The sequence below is a fragment of the Streptomyces sp. NPDC051064 genome (assembly GCF_044455985.1).
Classification (GTDB): Bacteria; Actinomycetota; Actinomycetes; order Streptomycetales; family Streptomycetaceae; genus Streptomyces.
The window spans coordinates 357,739-375,312 of record NZ_JBITFK010000004.1 but is presented as its reverse complement, the minus strand read 5'-3'; the positions used below and the strand labels follow the sequence as shown (position 1 = coordinate 375,312).

Annotated in this window: 18 protein-coding genes; 11 read left to right on the top strand and 7 right to left on the bottom strand. The window is 71.3% G+C overall.

Annotated features, from left to right (window positions below; translation table 11 throughout):
* Positions 1-16: 16 nt before the first annotated feature.
* Entirely contained in the window at positions 17-361 is a 345-nt protein-coding gene (locus ACIBCU_RS16650; RefSeq protein WP_399232022.1) for a rhodanese-like domain-containing protein, read from the top strand.
* Positions 362-492: 131 nt separating this feature from the next.
* Here ACIBCU_RS16650 and ACIBCU_RS16645 read toward each other — a convergent pair whose 3' ends face one another.
* Genes ACIBCU_RS16645 through paaA form a run of 5 tightly spaced genes read right to left on the bottom strand, consistent with a single transcriptional unit; the run spans position 493 to position 4,062 of the window.
* Positions 493-1,554 (bottom strand): 2Fe-2S iron-sulfur cluster-binding protein, encoded by a 1,062-nt coding sequence (locus ACIBCU_RS16645; RefSeq protein ID WP_362927493.1) that lies wholly within the window; start codon positions 1,552-1,554, stop codon positions 493-495.
* The gene (gene paaD, locus ACIBCU_RS16640; RefSeq protein WP_399232020.1) at positions 1,555-2,055 is read right to left on the bottom strand and encodes a 1,2-phenylacetyl-CoA epoxidase subunit PaaD; all 501 of its coding nucleotides are present in this window, start codon (positions 2,053-2,055) and stop codon (positions 1,555-1,557) included.
* Positions 2,049-2,750: a 1,2-phenylacetyl-CoA epoxidase subunit PaaC gene (gene paaC / locus ACIBCU_RS16635; protein ID WP_362927492.1), complete on the bottom strand. Its 702-nt coding sequence runs from the start codon at positions 2,748-2,750 to the stop codon at positions 2,049-2,051. The genes paaD and paaC overlap by 7 nt, the downstream gene beginning before the upstream one ends.
* Positions 2,747-3,037 (bottom strand): 1,2-phenylacetyl-CoA epoxidase subunit PaaB, encoded by a 291-nt coding sequence (paaB, locus tag ACIBCU_RS16630; RefSeq protein ID WP_031090474.1) that lies wholly within the window; start codon positions 3,035-3,037, stop codon positions 2,747-2,749. Before paaB ends, paaC begins: the two co-directional genes overlap by 4 nt.
* Positions 3,034-4,062 (bottom strand): 1,2-phenylacetyl-CoA epoxidase subunit PaaA, encoded by a 1,029-nt coding sequence (gene paaA, locus ACIBCU_RS16625; protein ID WP_399232017.1) that lies wholly within the window; start codon positions 4,060-4,062, stop codon positions 3,034-3,036. The genes paaB and paaA overlap by 4 nt, the downstream gene beginning before the upstream one ends.
* A gap of 115 nt (positions 4,063-4,177) precedes the next feature.
* Here paaA and ACIBCU_RS16620 point away from each other — a divergent pair, with 115 nt between their 5' ends.
* The 3 genes from ACIBCU_RS16620 to ACIBCU_RS16610 are packed head-to-tail and all read left to right on the top strand — an operon-like array spanning position 4,178 to position 7,073.
* Entirely contained in the window at positions 4,178-5,098 is a 921-nt protein-coding gene (locus ACIBCU_RS16620) for a DUF5819 family protein (RefSeq protein ID WP_362927596.1), read from the top strand.
* Complete coding sequence (locus ACIBCU_RS16615; RefSeq protein WP_399232014.1) at positions 5,095-6,366, top strand: HTTM domain-containing protein; 1,272 nt, start codon at positions 5,095-5,097, stop codon at positions 6,364-6,366. Before ACIBCU_RS16620 ends, ACIBCU_RS16615 begins: the two co-directional genes overlap by 4 nt.
* Positions 6,363-7,073: a TrmH family RNA methyltransferase gene (locus ACIBCU_RS16610; protein ID WP_362927489.1), complete on the top strand. Its 711-nt coding sequence runs from the start codon at positions 6,363-6,365 to the stop codon at positions 7,071-7,073. Before ACIBCU_RS16615 ends, ACIBCU_RS16610 begins: the two co-directional genes overlap by 4 nt.
* A 68-nt stretch (positions 7,074-7,141) precedes the next feature.
* Here the strand turns inward: ACIBCU_RS16610 and paaN are convergent, their stop codons facing one another.
* The gene (paaN, locus tag ACIBCU_RS16605; protein WP_399232011.1) at positions 7,142-8,842 is read right to left on the bottom strand and encodes a phenylacetic acid degradation protein PaaN; all 1,701 of its coding nucleotides are present in this window, start codon (positions 8,840-8,842) and stop codon (positions 7,142-7,144) included.
* A 123-nt stretch (positions 8,843-8,965) separates the two neighbouring features.
* On the opposite strand from paaN, the gene ACIBCU_RS16600 reads away from it, so the two are divergent.
* Entirely contained in the window at positions 8,966-9,556 is a 591-nt protein-coding gene (locus ACIBCU_RS16600) for a TetR/AcrR family transcriptional regulator (protein ID WP_362927487.1), read from the top strand.
* A 12-nt stretch (positions 9,557-9,568) separates the two neighbouring features.
* Here the strand turns inward: ACIBCU_RS16600 and ACIBCU_RS16595 are convergent, their stop codons facing one another.
* Positions 9,569-10,075, bottom strand: coding sequence for an Lrp/AsnC family transcriptional regulator (locus ACIBCU_RS16595; RefSeq protein WP_399232324.1), 507 nt, complete (start codon positions 10,073-10,075; stop codon positions 9,569-9,571).
* 224 nt (positions 10,076-10,299) lie between these two features.
* Between ACIBCU_RS16595 and pdhA the strand changes: the two genes are divergently transcribed.
* From pdhA to ACIBCU_RS16565, 6 genes are all read left to right on the top strand, one after another.
* Entirely contained in the window at positions 10,300-11,463 is a 1,164-nt protein-coding gene (gene pdhA / locus ACIBCU_RS16590) for a pyruvate dehydrogenase (acetyl-transferring) E1 component subunit alpha (protein ID WP_399232009.1), read from the top strand.
* Complete coding sequence (locus ACIBCU_RS16585) at positions 11,460-12,491, top strand: alpha-ketoacid dehydrogenase subunit beta (protein ID WP_399232007.1); 1,032 nt, start codon at positions 11,460-11,462, stop codon at positions 12,489-12,491. Before pdhA ends, ACIBCU_RS16585 begins: the two co-directional genes overlap by 4 nt.
* Positions 12,491-13,885 carry a dihydrolipoamide acetyltransferase family protein gene (locus ACIBCU_RS16580; RefSeq protein ID WP_399232005.1) on the top strand — a complete coding sequence of 465 codons (1,395 nt, stop codon included), beginning with the start codon at positions 12,491-12,493 and terminating at the stop codon, positions 13,883-13,885. The genes ACIBCU_RS16585 and ACIBCU_RS16580 overlap by 1 nt, the downstream gene beginning before the upstream one ends.
* A gap of 93 nt (positions 13,886-13,978) precedes the next feature.
* A complete protein-coding gene (locus ACIBCU_RS16575) occupies positions 13,979-14,854 on the top strand; it encodes an NTP transferase domain-containing protein (RefSeq protein WP_399232003.1) in 876 nt (291 codons plus the stop codon).
* Entirely contained in the window at positions 14,851-16,422 is a 1,572-nt protein-coding gene (locus tag ACIBCU_RS16570; protein WP_399232001.1) for a molybdopterin-binding protein, read from the top strand. The genes ACIBCU_RS16575 and ACIBCU_RS16570 overlap by 4 nt, the downstream gene beginning before the upstream one ends.
* The gene (locus tag ACIBCU_RS16565; protein ID WP_362927480.1) at positions 16,380-17,522 is read left to right on the top strand and encodes a potassium channel family protein; all 1,143 of its coding nucleotides are present in this window, start codon (positions 16,380-16,382) and stop codon (positions 17,520-17,522) included. Before ACIBCU_RS16570 ends, ACIBCU_RS16565 begins: the two co-directional genes overlap by 43 nt.
* Positions 17,523-17,574: the final 52 nt, after the last annotated feature.

Genomic DNA, 17,574 nt, shown 5'->3' with positions numbered 1-17,574 from the left:
GAGAGAAGGCATACCCATGAATTTCGCTCCACTGCCCTCGGTGGACGTCGCGGCGGTTCCGTCGGACGGCTTCGTGCTGGACGTCCGGGAGGCCGACGAGTGGGCGGCCGGGCATGTCGAGGGTGCGCTGCACATTCCCATGAGCGACTTCGTGGGCCGCTTCGGTGAGCTGACCGAGGCGGCCGATGACGGTCGGCGTGTGCATGTGATGTGCCGTGTCGGAGGCCGGTCGGCCCAGGTCACCCAGTATCTGGTGCAACAGGGCATCGACGCCGTGAACATCGACGGCGGCATGCTCGCCTGGGACGGCGCCGGGCGCCCGATGGTCACGGACAACGGGAACGCGGCCTTCGTGCTCTGACCCCTTCCGCGGCGCCGTACGCACGGCGGTCGCACGGCGGCGCCGGTGCGGGCTGGGGCACTGTTCGGGCGGGGCCTTGCGACCTCCTGGGGCGGGCTCAGTGGCTGGCCTGCATCAGTGGTTGGGCGGTCTCAGCGGTCGAAGTCGAGTTCGACTTCCGGGGTGACGGGGTGCGACTGGCAGGCCAGCACGAAGCCTGCCCCGGTCTCCTCCGGTTCCAGGGCGAAATTCCGGTCCATCCGCACCTCGCCCGAGACCAGGAAGGCCCGGCAGGTCCCGCACACTCCGCCCTTGCAGGCATACGGAGCATCCGAGCGGCTTCGCAGAACCGTTTCCAGCAGCGATTCGCCGTCCTGGACCGGCCAGCTGCCCGACCGCCCGTCGAGTGTCGCCGTGAGCCTGCTCTCCGAAGGCGCCGCCACCCTGGCGGCCGTTGGCAGACCCGTCCCCTCGTCGGCGACGTGGAAGATCTCCTGGTGGATGCGTGACCGGTCGGCGCCGAGTGCGCGCAGCGCTTCTTCGGCCCCCCGGACCAGGCCGAGCGGCCCGCACAGGAACCAGCCGTCCACGTCGGGCACGGACAGAAGGGCGGGCAGCAGCCCGGTGAGCCGCTCGCGGTCCAGCCGGCCCGAGGGGAGCCCGGCAGCCTGTTCCTCCCGGGACAGCGCGGTCACCAGCTGGAAGCGGTCCGGGTAGCGGTCCTTGAGGTCCGCCACCTCGTCCAGGAACATCGTCGACGCAGCCGTCCGGTCGCTACGGATCAGACAGAAGCGCGCCGAGGGCTCCCGTCCCAGCAGGGTCGCCGCCATCGACAGCACCGGGGTGATTCCGCTGCCGCCGACGATCGCGGCGAAGTGGCCGGGGCGCGGATCGAGGACGAAACGGCCCATCGGAGCCATCGCCTCCAGCCGGTCCCCCACAGCCAGCTCCTTGAGGGCGTACGTCGAGAACGCGCCTCCGTCAACCATGCGGATGCCCACCCGCAGCAAGGGTTCGCCCGGCTGCTCGGTGGCCGGGGCGCAGATCGAGTACGACCGCCGGATCTCCTCGCCCTCGACGCGGTAGCGCACATTCAGGTGCTGGCCGGGAGCATGGCGGAAGGTCTCGCGCAGTTCGGACGGCACGGCGAAGGTGACGGCCACCGCGTCGTCCGTGATCCGTTCGATCGCGCTGACCCGGAGCGGATGGAACATCTACAACTCCTTGAAGTGGTCGAACGGTTCGCGGCACGTCACACAGCGGCGCAGTGCCTTGCAGGCCGTGGAGGAGAACCGGCTCAGCAGCTCCGTGTCCGTGGAACCGCAGTGCGGACAGCGCACCGAGAGCGTCAGAGGAACCGGCCCGCCGGGCCCGCTCCCCGGCCGAGGCGGCGCTATGCCGAACTCCGCGAGTTTGCGGCGCCCCTCGTCGCTGATGTCGTCGGTCGACCAGGCAGGGGCAAGGACCGTGACCACGGACACCTCACTGACGCCGTGGTCGTGCAGGACACGCTCGATGTCGGCGGACATGGCCTCGATGGCCGGGCAGCCGGTGTACGTCGGGGTGAGCCGCACGGTGACCTTGTCCGGTCCGTCGGCCCGCACGCCGCGGAGCACGCCGAGCTCGTCCAGCGTGAGGACCGGCAGCTCGGGATCGGGAACGGAGCCCGCCAGCCGGTGGAGCTCCGCTTCCAGCGGGGTCTCGGTGGTCACCATGACGCCCCCGGGTGGCTGCGGTGCAGATGCTGCATCTCGGCGAGCATCCGCCCGAAGGGCTCCGTGTGCAGACCCTGCCGGCCCGCTCCGGCCGCCCAGGCGCCGGACTGCGGCCCTGCCGGAAGGGTCAGGGTGGCCCGCTCCACCACGGAGGTGACAGCGGCCAGCCAGCCGTCGCGCAGGGCCTGCGAGTCGACGTCGACTCCTTCGACCGGCTCGAACAGCTCGCCGGTGAACCGCCACAGGGCGTCCAGCGCGACCTGCATGCGCTCATGGCTTTCCGTGGTGCCGTCGCCCAGCCGCAGAACCCACTGCTCCGCGTGGTCCCGGTGATAGGCGACCTCCTTGACCACCTTGGCCGCGAGATCCGCGAACTCGCCCTCGCCGGCGGCCAGTGCCTCGTACAGCCGGTGCTGGTACACGGAGAAGTAGAGCTGGCGGGCGATGGTGTGGGCGAAGTCGCCGTTCGGCTGCTCCACCAGCTGGACGTTGCGGAAGGCTCGCTCCTCACGGAGATACGCCAGCTGGTCCTCGTCCCCGACGAACGAGAGCAGCATCCTGGCCTGACCCAGCAGATCGAGGGCGATGTTGGCCAGGGCCACCTCCTCCTCCAGCACGGGAGCGTGGCCCGCCCACTCCCCCAGCCGGTGCGAGAGCACCAGTGCGTCGTCGCCGAGGGCGAGAGCCGCGCTCACAGGTGCTTCACCCCTTCCGGGATCTCGTAGAACGTGGGGTGGCGGTAGGGCTTGTCCCCGGCGGGCTCGAAGAACGAGTCCTTCTCGTCCGGCGAGGACGCGGTGATCTCCGTCGAGGGGACCACCCAGAGGGAGACGCCTTCCGAGCGGCGGGTGTACAGATCGCGGGCGTTGCGCAGGGCCATCTCGGCGTCCGGCGCGTGGAGGCTGCCCGCGTGGGTGTGGGACAGCCCTCGCCGGGAGCGCACGAACACCTCCCACAGGGGCCAGTCGGTCGAGCTGCTCATGCGGTCGCCTCCACGGGCTGGGCGGCCGCTCCGGCTGTGCCGGGCCGTGCCGCGTGCTTGTCTGCGTATGCCGCCGCCGCGTCGTGGACCCAGGCGCCCTCCTCGTGGGCCGTGCGCCGCTGGGTCAGCCGTTGTTCGTTGCAGGGGCCGTTGCCCTTGAGGACCTCCTGGAACTCCGTCCAGTCGATCGCCCCGTAGTCGTGCTGTCCCAGCTCCTCGTTCCACCGGATGTCGGGGTCGGGGAGGGTGAGCCCCAGCGCCTCTGCCTGCGGGACACAGATGTCGACGAAGCGCCGGCGCAGCTCGTCGTTGGAGTGCCGTTTGATCTTCCAGGCCATCGACTGTGCCGAGTGCGCCGAGGAGTCGTCGGGCGGACCGAACATCATCAGGGAAGGCCACCACCAGCGGTTCACCGCGTCCTGGGCCATCTCGTGCTGGGCGGGGGTGCCGCGGCTCAGGGCGAGCAGCAGTTCGTACCCCTGGCGCTGGTGGAAGGACTCCTCCTTGCAGACCCGGACCATCGCGCGGGCGTACGGGCCGTAGGAGCAGCGGCACAGCGGCACCTGGTTGGTGATCGCGGCGCCGTCCACCAGCCAGCCGATCGCGCCGACGTCCGCCCAGGTCAGCGTGGGGTAGTTGAAGATCGAGGAATAGCGCTGCCGCCCGGCGTGCAGCTTGTCGAGCATCTCCTCGCGGCTGGTCCCCAGGGTCTCCGCCGCGCTGTACAGATAGAGGCCGTGCCCGGCCTCGTCCTGCACCTTCGCCATCAGGATCGCCTTGCGGCGGAGTGAGGGCGCCCGGGTGATCCAGTTGGCCTCGGGCTGCATGCCGATGATCTCGGAATGGGCGTGCTGGGCCATCTGGCGGATCAGTGAGGCCCGGTACGCATCGGGCATCCAGTCCCGCGGCTCGATCCGGTCGTCGGCCGCCACCGCGGCGTCGAAGGCCGCCAGACGCTCCGTGTCCGCCTCGTCCGCCGTGCCTGCTGTCCCCTGCGTCGTCTGGTCCGCAGTCACTGCCGCCATCCCGGGCTCCCTACCGACCGATCGTTCGGTTCATCGGCTTCAATGGTGAGCCGCAGGCCCGTAGGGTGTCAACCCTGTGGATAACTGAGTGGTGATCGACGGTGATCGGGGCGGGATGGATGCGGACCACGGTGGGCGCACCGGAGACGAGAAGAAACTCGCCTGGCCCGGCGTGAAGAACCGCCCGTCAGCGGATCAGGAGGCGGAGGCCGCACCCGCAGGAATACCGGACGCCGGGGCGGCACTCCAACCGGACCCGGCCCCGGTTGCCGCCGCGCCGTCGCCGGACACCGCCGCCGAACCCGGGCCAGGGGCAGGCCCTGGAGGACCCGGGCCCGGACCGGCCGGACGCCGGCCGGGCGGCGGGATGGCGGCGCTCTCGCTTCCGTACCAGGTCGTCGCGGCGCTGGCGCTGTCCGGCCTGGGACTGCTGGCCTGCGCACACATAGCCATGATCTTTCTGCATGTCGCGCCGTCCAACACGCTGACGAAGCAGCACGGCAACGTGGTCGACGACTGGGTCTACCCCGAGTTCGAGCAGAACTGGAAGCTGTTCGCCCCCAACCCGCTCCAGCAGAACATCTCCGTGCACGTACGCGCCGAGGTGGCCGACGACGGCGCTGACGGCAGCAAGGTCACGCGCTGGATGGATCTCTCGCGTGAGGACGGCGAGGCGATTCGCGGCAACCTCCTCCCCAGCCACGTCGACCAGAACGAGCTGCGCCGTGCCTGGGACTTCTACTCCGGGTCCCACGACAGCGAGCACCGCCCCAACGGCCTGCGCGGCGAGCTGTCCGAGCGCTACATTCGCCGCATCGTCATGCTGCGTCTCGCCGAACACGGCTACGGCGGCACGGTCGAGCGCATCCAGGTGCGGTCCGCCGTACGTGCCGTCGGTGCCCCGGCGTGGAGCGACGAGAAGATCAACACCCGGCCGGAGTACACGGAGCTCCCGTGGTGGACCGTCACCCCGTCCGACCTCTCCGGGGCTGCCACGGCGGATGAGGCCTCGCAGGCCGGAAAGGCGGAGCAGTGAGCGCCCCCACCCCCGTCGGTGCGGGCGCCGGGGCGGTCGGTCCTGCGCTCGCCCGCGCCGTCCAGCGCGTCACGGCCACCCCTCTGGGTGCCTACCAGAGCGCCGTCGTCCGGATCGGCGTCTCCGCCACCTGTCTGCTGTTCCTGCTGCGGGAGCTGCCCCACCGACACGAGCTGTACGGGCCCGACGGTCCGTGGAGCTGGGGCATGGCGCGCCGGCTCATCACCAACAACGACTCCTTCACCGCCCTGATGTGGTCGGACTCCACGGTCTGGTTCGAGACCGTGTACGGACTCACGCTGGTGTCGTCCGCGCTCCTGATGGCCGGCTGGCGGACCCGCGCCATGTCCGTCCTGTTCATGGCCGGGGTGCTCTCCCTCCAGAACCGCAGCATCTTCATGGGCGACGGCGGCGACAACGTCATCCATCTGCTGGCCGTCTACCTGATGCTGACCCGCTGCGCGCGGGTGTGGTCCCTGGACGCGCGCCGTGCGTCGCGGGACGCCTCACGTCTCGCGGAGGGCGGGCCGCCGGCGCGTGATGTCGCGGGGCCGGCCCTGTGGGCGGCCCTCGGCTGCGTCCTCCTGCCGGCGACCCTCATGGGAGGACTCGGCGGCACATGGTGGCTGCCGTCCCTCCTGTGGGTGCTGTGGCTGGGAAACGGCGCCTGGTGGGCCCTGAACCGTCGCGCGCCGGACCATGAGCTGCGCGCCCTCCTCGACGTCCTGGCCAACCTCGCGCACAACGCCGCACTCCTCGTGATCATGGCCGAGGTGTGCCTGATCTACGCGACCGCCGGCTGGTACAAGATCCAGGGTTCCCGCTGGCAGGACGGCACCGCGGTCTACTATCCGCTCAAGCTGGATTACTTCACGCCGTGGGCCGGTCTCTCCGGGCTGATCGCGTCCAGCGCCCTGTTGGTCATGGTGCTGACGTATGTGACGGTCATCGTGCAGGTCGCCTTTCCGTTCACCCTGTTCAACCGGCGGGTGAAGAACGTCCTGCTGGTCCTCATGATCGGTGAGCACGCGGGGATCTCGGTCCTGCTGGGGCTGCCCTTCTTCTCCATGGCGATGATCGCCGCGGACGCGGTCTTCCTGCCGACGGTCTTCCTGGTGTGGCTGGGGCACAGGGTGTCGCTCGGCCGGCAGCGCCTGTTCTCACGGACGGCGGGGAGGCTGAGGCTCCCCGGGCAGCGGCGGGCAGGGCAGGAGGACGAGGAGGCCGCGCGCAGCGGCGCCGGCGGTGGCCATACGCTCGTCGGGTGACCAGCGAGACCGGCAGTGCAGAAGAGCCCCGGGCGGCAGCCGCGCCCGACCCCTCCGAGGAACCGATCCAGTACGACGAGGGGTACGGCGCCGTGATCGGGGTCGGTCCGCACCCGTTGCCCTGGCCCGAGGGGGAGCGCTACGACCCCGAACTCCTCGCCCACGGTGACCGGCGCAATGTGGGTGACGGCTACCGGTACTGGACGCGGGAGGCGATCGTCGCCGATCTCGACCTGCGGCGGCACGACTTCCATGTGGCGGTGGAGAACTGGGGCCATGACTTCAACATCGGCTCGGTGGTGCGCACCGCCAACGCCTTCCTCGCGAAGGAGATCCACATCGTGGGGCGGCGGCGCTGGAACCGGCGGGGTGCGATGGTCACCGACCGCTACCAGCATGTGCGGCACCACCCGGACACGGCGGACCTGACGGCCTGGGCGGAGGCCGAGGGACTGCCGATCATCGGGATCGACAACCTTCCCGGGGCCGTGCCGCTGGAGCGGACCGAACTGCCGCGGCGGTGCGTGCTGCTGTTCGGGCAGGAAGGGCCCGGGCTGACGGACGAGGCGCGCAAGCACGCCTCGATGGTGTGCTCGATCGCGCAGTTTGGTTCGACCAGGTCGATCAATGCCGGTGCGGCGGCCGCCATCGCGATGCACGCCTGGGTACAGCGGTACGCGGACGTTCCGGATCCGCGCGACGGGTGACAGACCGGTGGGGTGTGGATCCTCGCGCGGGCCCACACCTCACCGGATGCCGTCGGCCGGACCCGCCCTCAGGCCTGGCGGCGGACCTCCACCACCCGGAAGCGATTGGAGACGAACGCGCCGTCGCAGAGCGCCGCGTTGGCAGCCGGGTTGCCTCCCGAACCGTGGAAGTCGGAGAAGGCCGCCGTCTGGTTGACGTACACGCCGCCGGTGAGGTTCAGCGAGAGCTGAGCCGATTCGTCGAAGCAGACTTCCTCCACCGCGTGTTCCACGTCGGGGGAGGTGGTGTACGCGCCGACGGTCATCGCGCCCTTTTCGCGGATCGTGCGGCGCAGCAGGTCCAGCGCGTCACCGGTCGAGTCGACGGCCACCGCGAACGAGACCGGGCCGAAGCACTCCGAGAGGTAGGCCGCCCCGTCGTCGGGCTTCGTGCCGTCGAGTTTCACGAGGGCCGGCGTGCGGACCACGGCGTCGGGGAAGTCGGGGTTGGTCACCGGGCGCGAGGCGAGCGCCACGTCACCCAGGTCCGGGGCCCCTTCCAGCCGGGCCTTCACGTCCGGGTTCACCAGGGCGCCGAGCAGTCCGTTGGCCCGGGCGTCGTCACCGAGCAGCCCGTTCACCGCCTCGGCGAGGTCCGCCACCACGTCCTCGTAGGACTTGGCGCCCGCGTCGGTCGTGATTCCGTCGCGCGGGATGAGCAGGTTCTGCGGGGTGGTGCACATCTGGCCGCTGTAGAGGGAGAGCGAGAAGGCCAGGTTGGAGAGCATGCCCCGGTAGTTGTCGGTGGAGTCGAGGACGATCGTGTTGACGCCCGCCTTCTCCGTGTAGACCTGGGCCTGCCGGGCGTTGGCCTCCAGCCAGTCGCCGAAGGCGGTGGAACCCGTGTAGTCGATGATCTTGATTTCGGGGCGTACCGCCAGGGTCTTGGCGATGCCCTCGCCCGGCCGCTCGGTCGCAAGGGCGACGAGATTCGGGTCGAAGCCCGCCTCGGCCAGCACCTCGCGCGCCAGCTGGACGGTGAGCGCGAGCGGCAGCACCGCCCGCGGGTGCGGCTTGACCAGCACGGGATTGCCGGTCGCCAGCGAGGCGAAGAGGCCCGGATAGCCGTTCCACGTCGGGAACGTGTTGCAGCCGATCAGCAGGGAGATGCCGCGCCCCACCGCTGTGTACGACTTGTCCAGCCGCAGCGGGTCACGCTTGCCCTGGGGCTTCGACCAGTCGGCGTTGCGCGGCGTACGCGTCTGTTCCTCGTACGCGTACGCCACGGCCTCCAGGCCGCGGTCCTGGGCGTGGGGGCCGCCCGCCTGGAAGGCCATCACGAACGCCTGCCCGCTGGTGTGCATCACGGCGTGGGCCAGCTCGTGCGTACGTGCGCTGATCCGGGCCAGGATCTCCACGCAGACCAGGGCCCGCGTCTCGGGACCCGCCGCACGCCAGGAGCCCATCGCGGCGCTCATGGCGGGGAGCAGGATGTCCGGGTCGGCGTGCGGATACTCGACGCCGAGCTCCGGACCGTACGGCGAGACCTCCGCGCCGGTCCAGCCGTCGGTGCCGGGCTGGCCGAGGTCCAGCCGGGTGTTGAGCACGGCGTCGAACGCGGCCTTGCCCTCGGCCGCGCCGAGGCTGCCGGGAAGGCCTCCCTCGCCGTAGGCCTTCGGGTGCTCGGGGTGCGGGGACCAGTAGGCGCGCGTGCGGATCGCGTCGAGGGCCTGGTCGAGCGTCGGGCGGTGGATCTCGGACAGCTTCTCGGGGGAAAGCTCGGCGGCCATGACGGACCAACTCCTCGTCGAGCCGGGCAGGGACATGCTGACGGAGTTAGAGTAACCGAACGATCGGTCGGGACAAGGGGCCCCAAGGAACCTGTGGACAACTCATGGGGGAGGATCGCGGTCATGACCACGGCCAAGCGGGACACGTACACCCCGGAGACGCTCCTGACCGTTGCCGTCCGCATCTTCAACGAGCGCGGTTACGACGGCACGTCCATGGAGCACCTCTCCAAGGCGGCGGGCATCTCCAAGTCGTCCATCTACCACCACGTGGCGGGCAAGGAAGAGCTGCTGAGGCGTGCGGTGAGCCGGGCGCTCGACGGGCTCTTCGGGATTCTCGACGAGGCGGGGGCCACCCAGGGGCGGGCGATCGCGCGGGTCGAGTACGTCACGCGCCGCACGGTCGAGGTGCTCATGGCGGAGTTGCCGTACGTCACGCTGCTGCTGCGCGTGCGGGGCAACACGAAGACGGAGCGCTGGGCCCTGGAGCGCCGGCGCGAGTTCGACCAGCGGGTCTCCGAGCTGCTCAAGGCCGCGGTGGCGGACGGAGACCTGCGCGCGGACGTGGACATACGCCTGGCGACCCGGCTGCTCTTCGGCATGGTGAACTCGCTGGTCGAGTGGTACCGCCCGCAGCCCGGCGGATCCCAGGAGGCGGAGCAGCTCGCGGACACGGTCGTCCAGCTCGCCTTCGAGGGGATGCGGGCCGGCTGACCGGGACAGCCCTCAGCCGATCTCGGCCGTGCGGTCCGGGCGTGGCCCCAGGTCGGTCTCCTCGAACACCAGCAGGGTGCGGGTGGACAGCACCTCGGGTATGGCCTGGATCCTGGTGAGGACCAGCTCGCGCAGGGCCTGGTTGTCCGGGGTGTGCACCAGGAGCAGGACGTCGAAGTCGCCGCTGACCAGCGCGATGTGGGTGGCACCCGGAAGCGCCTGTAGCTGTTCGCGTACGGTGCGCCAGGAATTCTGGACGATCTTGAGCGTGATGTAGGCGGAGGCGGCCTGTCCTGCCCGTTCGTGATTCACCCGTGCGCTGAATCCCCGGATCACGCCGTCCTCGACGAGCCTGTTGATCCGGGCGTACGCATTGGCGCGGGAGACGTGGACGAGCTCCGCGACGGCCCGTATCGAGGCGCGGCCGTCCGTCTGGAGGATGCGGAGGATGGCGCGGTCGACGGAGTCCAGCGGCCGGGCGGGCGGAGTGCGGTCCGGGGCACCGCCCCCGTCGGCCATTTGTTCAGCTGCCATCTGCCCGCGCCTCCCTGTTGTGGACGACCTGCCCCTATCCCAGGCTGTGGAGAACCGTTTGTCCACAGGCTGAAGGCACCTGTAGCCAAATTGCCCCCGCGACCGAACAATCGGTAGGTGAGGCACACCACATCCGTGCCTCGCCCACGCCCGACATTCTGCAGATTTCGACACTCCTCGATATATCTCGATGCCAGGAGGTGCTTGTCATGACGGTCCAGGAGCTGCCCGGCGCAGCCGCCTACCGGCCCACGCCGCCCCCGGCCTGGAAGCCGCTCACCGATCCCGCGCCGCTGCTCCCGGACCCCGAGCCCTACCGCGTGCTCGGTACGGACGCGGCGGCCGGGGCCGACCCCGAGCTGCTGCTGAGGCTCTACGCCGAGCTGGTGCGTGGCCGCCGGTACAACGCGCAGGCCACCGCACTGACCAAGCAGGGCAGGCTCGCGGTGTACCCGTCGAGCACCGGCCAGGAGGCGTGCGAGATCGCTGCGGCACTCGTGCTGGAGGACCGGGACTGGCTCTTCCCCAGCTATCGCGACACGCTCGCCGCGGTCGCGCGTGGCCTGGACCCGGTCGAGGCACTGACGCTGCTGCGGGGGGACCGGCACACCGGCTACGACCCGCGTGAGCACCGCATCGCCCCGCTCTGCACCCCGCTGGCCACCCAGTTGCCGCACGCCGTGGGCCTGGCGCACGCGGCGCGCCTCAAGGGCGACGACGTGGTGGCCCTCGCGATGGTCGGCGACGGCGGGACGAGTGAGGGCGATTTCCACGAGGCGCTCAACTTCGCTGCCGTCTGGCGGGCCCCGGTGGTCTTCCTCGTACAGAACAACGGCTTCGCGATCTCCGTGCCCCTGGCCAAGCAGACCGCGGCACCGTCCCTGGCCCACAAGGCCGTGGGCTACGGGATGCCGGGACGCCTGGTCGACGGTAACGACGCGCCGGCCATGCACCAGGTGCTCGGCGAGGCGGTGGACCGTGCCAGGCGGGGCGAGGGGCCGACGCTGGTCGAGGCGGTCACGTATCGCATGGACGCCCATACGAACGCCGACGACGCCACCCGCTACCGCGGCGACAGCGAGGTGGAGGCATGGCGCGCGCACGACCCGATCAGGCTTCTGGAGCGGGAGCTGACCGGGCGGGGGCTGCTGGACGAGGACGGCATCGGGGCGGTGCACGAGGCGGCGGAACGGATGGCGCAGGGGCTGCGGGAGCAGATGAACGCCGACCCGTCGCTCGACCCGATGGATCTGTTCGCCCATGTCTACGAGGAGCAGACCAGTCAGCTGCGGGAACAGGCGGCGCGGCTGCGGGCCGAGCTGGACGCCGGGGACGGTGCGCACGACGAGAGCGGCGCGGAGGAGGGACGATGAGCACCGCGGCGGCCACGGCCGGTGAACGGACCGGCAGGGCCAGGCCGGCCACGATGGCGCAGGCCCTCGGACGGGCGTTGCGCGACTCGATGGCGGAGGATCCGACGGTGCACGTCCTCGGGGAGGACGTGGGCACGCTCGGTGGCGTCTTCCGCGTGACCGACGGCCTGGCGAAGGAGTTCGGCGACGACCGCTGTACGGACACACCACTGGCCGAGGCGGGCATCCTCGGCGCGGCCGTGGGCATGGCGATGTACGGGCTGCGGCCCGTGGTGGAGATGCAGTTCGACGCCTTCGCGTATCCGGCGTTCGAGCAGCTGGTCAGCCATGTCGCCAAGATGCGGAACAGGACCGGGGGCGCGATGCCTCTGCCGATCACGGTGCGCGTGCCGTACGGCGGCGGGATCGGTGGCGTCGAGCACCACAGCGACTCGTCCGAGGCGTACTACATGGCGACACCCGGGATGCACGTTGTCATGCCGGCCACGGTCGACGACGCGTACGGGCTGCTGAGGGAGTCGATCGCGTCCGACGATCCGGTGGTCTTCCTGGAGCCGAAGAGGCTCTACTGGTCCAAGGCCGACTGGTCGCCGGACGCGCCGGCCCGGGTCGAGCCGATCGGGCGGGCCGTGGTCCGGCGGCCCGGTCGCAGCGCGACCCTGATCACCTACGGCCCGTCCCTCCCGGTGTGCCTGGAGGCCGCCGAGGCGGCCACGGCCGAGGGATGGGACCTCGAAGTGGTGGACCTGCGCTCGCTGGTTCCCTTCGACGACGAGACCGTGGCCGCGTCGGTGCGCCGCACGGGGCGTGCGGTGGTCGTCCACGAGTCGTCCGGGTTCGGCGGGCCGGGCGGTGAGATCGCGGCGCGGATCACCGAGCAGTGCTTCCACCATCTGGAGGCGCCTGTCCTGCGCGTCGCGGGGTTCGACATTCCCTATCCGCCGCCGATGCAGGAGCGGCACCATCTGCCGGGCGTGGACCGGGTGCTCGACGCGGTCGCCCGTCTTCAGTGGGAGGCCGAGAGCTGATGGCGCAGGTGCTCGAATTCAAGCTCCCGGACCTGGGCGAGGGTCTGACCGAGGCCGAGATCGTGCGCTGGCTGGTGGAGGTCGGCGACGTCGTAGCCGTCGACCAGCCGGTCGTCGAGGTCGAGACGGCCAAGGCCATGGTGGAGGTGCCCTGCCCCTACGGGGGCGTGGTGACGGCGCGGTTCGGCGAGGAGGGTGCGGAGCTCCCGGTCGGCGCACCGCTGCTGACGGTGGCAGTCGGCTCGATGGAGCGGGTGGACGGGCACGAGGTTCCCGGCGAACCCTCCAGTGACGGTGCCAAAAGTGAGGCGTCCGGCAATGTGCTCGTCGGTTACGGCACGGCCGCACCGGCGGCGCGGAGACGCCGGGTCCGGCCCGCTCCGGTCTCGGCGCAGGCCCCTGCGGCGGCGGAGCGGACAGCCTCCGCGCAGGACCCGGCCACAGCCCGGCAGCCGGTCCTCGCGACGGCGGGGCAGTCGGCCTCCGCGACGGCGGCGCCTCCGGTGGGGGATGCTCAAGGGCCCGTCGCCGTCATCTCCCCGCTGGTCCGGAAGCTGGCGCGGCAGCACGGCCTCGATCTCCGGCAGGTCGTCGGCACGGGACGGGACGGGCTGATCCTCCGTACCGACGTGGAGTGCGCGATCAGAGCCGCGGACGAGGAACGCGCTGCCGACGCGTCCCCGGCCGTCCGGCCGGCGGCGGACACATCGGCCGAGCGGATCGCGCTGCGCGGGGTCCGGGGTGCGGTGGCCGAGAAGCTCTCCCGCAGCCGGCGGGAGATTCCCGATGCCACCTGCTGGGTCGATGCCGATGCCACCGAGCTGATGGCGGCGCGGGCCGCGATGAACGCCGCGGGGCCGAAGGTGTCGGTGCTCGCGCTGCTGGCCCGCATCTGCACGGCAGCCCTGGCGAGGTTCCCCGAGCTCAACTCCACGGTGGATGCCGAAGCCCGGGAGATCGTGCGGCTGTCCGGGGTCCACCTGGGCTTCGCCGCCCAGACGGAGCGAGGCCTGGTCGTTCCGGTGGTCCGGGACGCGCACACCCGTAACGCGGAGTCGATCGGAGCCGAGATCGCCCGGCTGACCGAGGCCGCCCGGGACGGGAAGCTGACCCCCGCGCAGCTCACCGGAGGGACGTTCACGCTGAACAACTACGGGGTGTTCGGCGTCGACGGTTCGACCCCGATCATCAACCACCCCGAGGCGGCCATGCTCGGGGTCGGCCGGATCGTCCCCAAACCGTGGGTGCACGAAGGCGAACTGGCGGTCCGTCAGGTCGTCCAGCTCTCGCTCACCTTTGATCACCGGGTCTGCGACGGTGGCACGGCCGGCGGCTTCCTGCGCTACGTCGCCGACTGTGTGGAACAGCCGGCGATCCTGCTCCGCGCGCTGTAGCGGAGCAGGACAGTGGACGGCCCGGGCCCGGGCGTCGTGTGAGTTCGGACCCGGGGGGCCCGTCATCGGCGGGCGGGCCCCATACTCGGGGGCATGACCGCGTATGACGCCATCGTGCTTGCCGGAGGGGCTGCGAAGCGCCTCGGCGGGGCTGACAAGCCAGGGCTCCGCGTGGGCGGCCGTGCGCTGCTCGACCGGGTGCTCGCCGCATGTGCCGGCGCCGGGTCCACCGTGGTGGTCGGTGGGCGCAGGCCCACCGTGCGTCCGGTCACCTGGACACGTGAAGTGCCCGAGGGCGGTGGCCCCTTGGCGGCCCTCGGCGCCGGGGTCCGGCACACGGGCGCGGAGAGCGTTCTGGTGCTCTCCGCGGATCTGCCGTTCCTCAAGGAGGCGACCGTCCGCTCGTTGCTGTCCGCGGCGGAGCCGGGGGACCGCGAAGGCGCCCTGTGCACCGACCAGGACGGCCGGGACCAGCCGCTGGTCGCGGTCTACCGGGCCGAGCCGCTCCGCCGTGAACTCGCCCTTCTCGCCACCGAACACGGCAGCCTCGCCGGTCTCCCCCTCCGGCTGCTGACCGCCGAACTGGATCTGGCCCGGGTCCAGGCCGGCCCGCTGGCTGCGTTCGACTGCGACACCTGGGAAGACATTGCCGCCGCCAGGGCCCGGATCAGGGAGCATGGGACCGTGCTGGACGAATGGATCACCGCAGTCAAGAACGAACTGGGCATCGAGCTCGACGTCGACACCGGCGTCCTGCTGGACCTCGCCCGGGACGCCGCGCACGGAGTGGCCCGGCCCGCCGCGCCGCTGACCACCTTCCTGGTGGGGTACGCGGCGGCAATGGCGAGCAGCGGTAAGAGCCCGGAGGCCGCGGCTGAAGCCGTCGCCGAAGCCTCCCGCAAGGCCACCGCCCTCGCACTCCGGTGGGAGGAGGAAACGGCGGCGGGAAGCGGGCCCGGCACGCCATGACCTCGCACGGACGCGATGCGCGGGCGGCCGAGGAGGAGCGGGCGGCGGCCGAGGAGGAGCGGGCGGTCGAGCAGGCACTTGCCCTCGTGGGGCGCCGGCCAGGCGCTCCGCAGCCCGCACCGGACCGGCAGCCCGGCACTCCGCAGCCCACACCGGAACGGCCCGGTGCGGGGGAGCCACCTTCCACGCAGGCACCGGCAGCGCCGGGCATGCGCACCGGCCCGACCCCGGACGCCCCTGTGCCAGGAGGGGCGGAGCCGAGTACCCCGGCCTCAGACCCCTCCAGCCACCATGGACCGTCGTCGGCCCACGGATCCTCGTCGGCCCACGGTTCTCCCTCTCACGCCCACCGAGCCGGTGCCACCGCCTGGGCCGCGGCGCGTGCTCTGGCCGACCGCCTCGGCCGGTCCGCCCCTCCGGCCGCCCACCGGCTCCCGCTGGACCGGGCTGTCGGGCACGTACTCGCCGAGGCCGTCGTCGCGCTCACCGATCTGCCGTCGTTCGACACCTCGGCCATGGACGGCTGGGTCGTCGCGGGGCCGGGCCCCTGGACCGCACGGAAGGGGGAAGGGCTGCTCGCCGGACGCGGATCCGCTGAGCCGCTCCCCGACGGGCACGCCCTGCGGATCGCCACGGGCGCACGCCTCCCGGCGGACGCCACCGCCGTGATCCGCAGCGAACACGCGCACTGCGACGAGGCCAAGGGGCTGCTGCACGCCACCCGCGAAGTGGTGCAGGGCCAGGACATCCGGCCGCGGGGCCAGGAGTGCCGGTCCGGCGACGAGCTCCTGCCCGTGGGGACCGTGGTGACCCCGCCCGTTCTCGGACTGGCGGCTGCCGCGGGGTACGACGCTCTCGTCGCCGTGCCCCGCCCCCGCGTGGACGTCTTCGTCCTCGGTGACGAGCTCCTCACGGCAGGGCTCCCACGGGAAGGGCTGATCCGCGACGCGCTCGGCCCCATGCTTGCCCCCTGGCTCCGCGCCCTGGGTGCGGAGGTCGCCGAGCCCAGGCGGCTCGGTGACGACGCCGACGCCCTCCGCCAGGCCCTCGTCTCCTCCGATGCCGACCTGATCCTCACCACGGGCGGGACAGCCGCCGGTCCGGTGGACCATGTACACCCGGTCCTGGCCGGGATCGGGGCCGAGCTGCTGGTCGACGGGGTGGCCGTACGTCCAGGCCACCCGATGCTCCTGGCGCGACTGGCCGAGGGCGGCCCCTGCCTGGTCGGCCTGCCCGGCAACCCCCTCGCCGCGGTATCCGGACTGCTGACGCTGGCCGAGCCCCTGCTCCGGGGGTTCGCCCATCAACCCGCCCAGGGCCGCTACCGCGCGCCCGTCCGTGAAGAGGTGCACGGGCACCCGCATGACACCCGGCTGATCCCCGTGGTCCATCGCGACGACAGCGTCGTACCCCTCCACTACAACGGTCCCGCCATGCTGCGTGGGATCGCGGCCGCGGACGGGTTGGCCGTGGTGCCGCCCGGCGGGGTACGGTCCGGCACCGAGGTGGAGATCCTCGATCTACCGTGGGCCTCGGCATCGCCGTGGACGGAAGGGTGTTTCACGTGAAACTTCCCGGCCACGATGCGATGGCCAGGCGGGCGGACGAACATGTCGTCCCGACCCGGGTGCTCCTGCCCCGTCGCGTCGTCGACAGACCGCTGCGACAGGTGGCCAAGCGACTGGCAATGGCTCTCACGGTGCTGGCCATAACAGTCTTCATCGTCTGGGCCGACCGGGACGGCTACCACGACAACGCCGACGAGAAGGTCGACTTCCTCGACGCCGTCTACTACGCGACGGTGACGCTGTCGACGACCGGCTACGGCGACATCGTCCCGTACAGCGACCCGGCCCGGCTCGTCAACGTGGTGCTGGTGACGCCGTTGCGGGTGCTCTTCCTGATCATCCTGGTCGGCACCACCCTCGAGGTCCTGACGGAACGGACCCGGGAGGACTTCCGGCTGAACCGTTGGAGAAGCAACTTGCGTGAACACACCGTGGTCGTCGGCTTCGGCACGAAGGGCCGCTCAGCCATCCAGACGCTCTGCGCCACCGGTCTGAACAAGGACCAGATCGTCATCGTCGACCCGGCCGGCAAGGTGATCGAGGCGGCCAACGCGGAGGGCTTCGTAGGCGTGTTGGGTGATGCGACGCGCAGTGATGTGCTGTTGCGGGCCGAGCTCCAGAAGGCCCGTCAGATCATCATCGCCACCCAGCGCGACGACACCGCGGTGCTGGTCGCCCTGACCGCGCGTCAGCTCAACCGCGGCGCGAAGATCGTGGCCGCGGTACGCGAGGAGGAGAACGCGCCGCTGCTGCGGCAGTCGGGCGCCGACGCCGTGATCACGAGCGCGAGCGCGGCCGGACGGCTGCTGGGCCTGTCGGTGCTCAGCCCCAGCGCGGGCACGGTGATGGAGGACCTCATCCAGCAGGGCAGCGGGCTCGATCTGGTCGAACGGCCGGTGATAAAGGCCGAGGTGGGCAAGAACGTCCGCGAGACCGATGACCTCGTGGTCAGCGTCCTGCGCGGCCACCGGCTGCTCGGTTACGACGACCCGGCGGCCAGCCCCCTGCAGCTGACGGACCGGGTGATCACCATCGTGCGTGCCTCACCGAGCCACACGGCGCCGACGAGCTATCCGCAGCAGCCCAATCAGCGGCCTTAGGAACGGGGCCCGGACGCGGCGCAGGCACGTCCACCCTCGTTCGGAACCCTGT

Excerpts from the sequence above, each read along its gene's own strand:
- ACIBCU_RS16620 (WP_362927596.1), top strand. The coding sequence starts at position 4,178 with ATGGATGCGGACCACGGTGGGCGCACCGGAGACGAGAAGAAACTCGCC.
- ACIBCU_RS16645 (WP_362927493.1), bottom strand. The coding sequence starts at position 1,554 with ATGTTCCATCCGCTCCGGGTCAGCGCGATCGAACGGATCACGGACGAC.
- paaA (WP_399232017.1), bottom strand. The coding sequence starts at position 4,062 with ATGGCGGCAGTGACTGCGGACCAGACGACGCAGGGGACAGCAGGCACG.
- paaD (WP_399232020.1), bottom strand. The coding sequence starts at position 2,055 with ATGGTGACCACCGAGACCCCGCTGGAAGCGGAGCTCCACCGGCTGGCG.
- paaN (WP_399232011.1), bottom strand. The coding sequence starts at position 8,842 with ATGGCCGCCGAGCTTTCCCCCGAGAAGCTGTCCGAGATCCACCGCCCG.
- ACIBCU_RS16575 (WP_399232003.1), top strand. The coding sequence starts at position 13,979 with ATGACCGCGTATGACGCCATCGTGCTTGCCGGAGGGGCTGCGAAGCGC.
- ACIBCU_RS16600 (WP_362927487.1), top strand. The coding sequence starts at position 8,966 with ATGACCACGGCCAAGCGGGACACGTACACCCCGGAGACGCTCCTGACC.
- ACIBCU_RS16650 (WP_399232022.1), top strand. The coding sequence starts at position 17 with ATGAATTTCGCTCCACTGCCCTCGGTGGACGTCGCGGCGGTTCCGTCG.
- ACIBCU_RS16585 (WP_399232007.1), top strand. The coding sequence starts at position 11,460 with ATGAGCACCGCGGCGGCCACGGCCGGTGAACGGACCGGCAGGGCCAGG.
- paaB (WP_031090474.1), bottom strand. The coding sequence starts at position 3,037 with ATGAGCAGCTCGACCGACTGGCCCCTGTGGGAGGTGTTCGTGCGCTCC.
- ACIBCU_RS16570 (WP_399232001.1), top strand. The coding sequence starts at position 14,851 with ATGACCTCGCACGGACGCGATGCGCGGGCGGCCGAGGAGGAGCGGGCG.
- ACIBCU_RS16580 (WP_399232005.1), top strand. The coding sequence starts at position 12,491 with ATGGCGCAGGTGCTCGAATTCAAGCTCCCGGACCTGGGCGAGGGTCTG.
- pdhA (WP_399232009.1), top strand. The coding sequence starts at position 10,300 with ATGACGGTCCAGGAGCTGCCCGGCGCAGCCGCCTACCGGCCCACGCCG.
- ACIBCU_RS16595 (WP_399232324.1), bottom strand. The coding sequence starts at position 10,075 with ATGGCCGACGGGGGCGGTGCCCCGGACCGCACTCCGCCCGCCCGGCCG.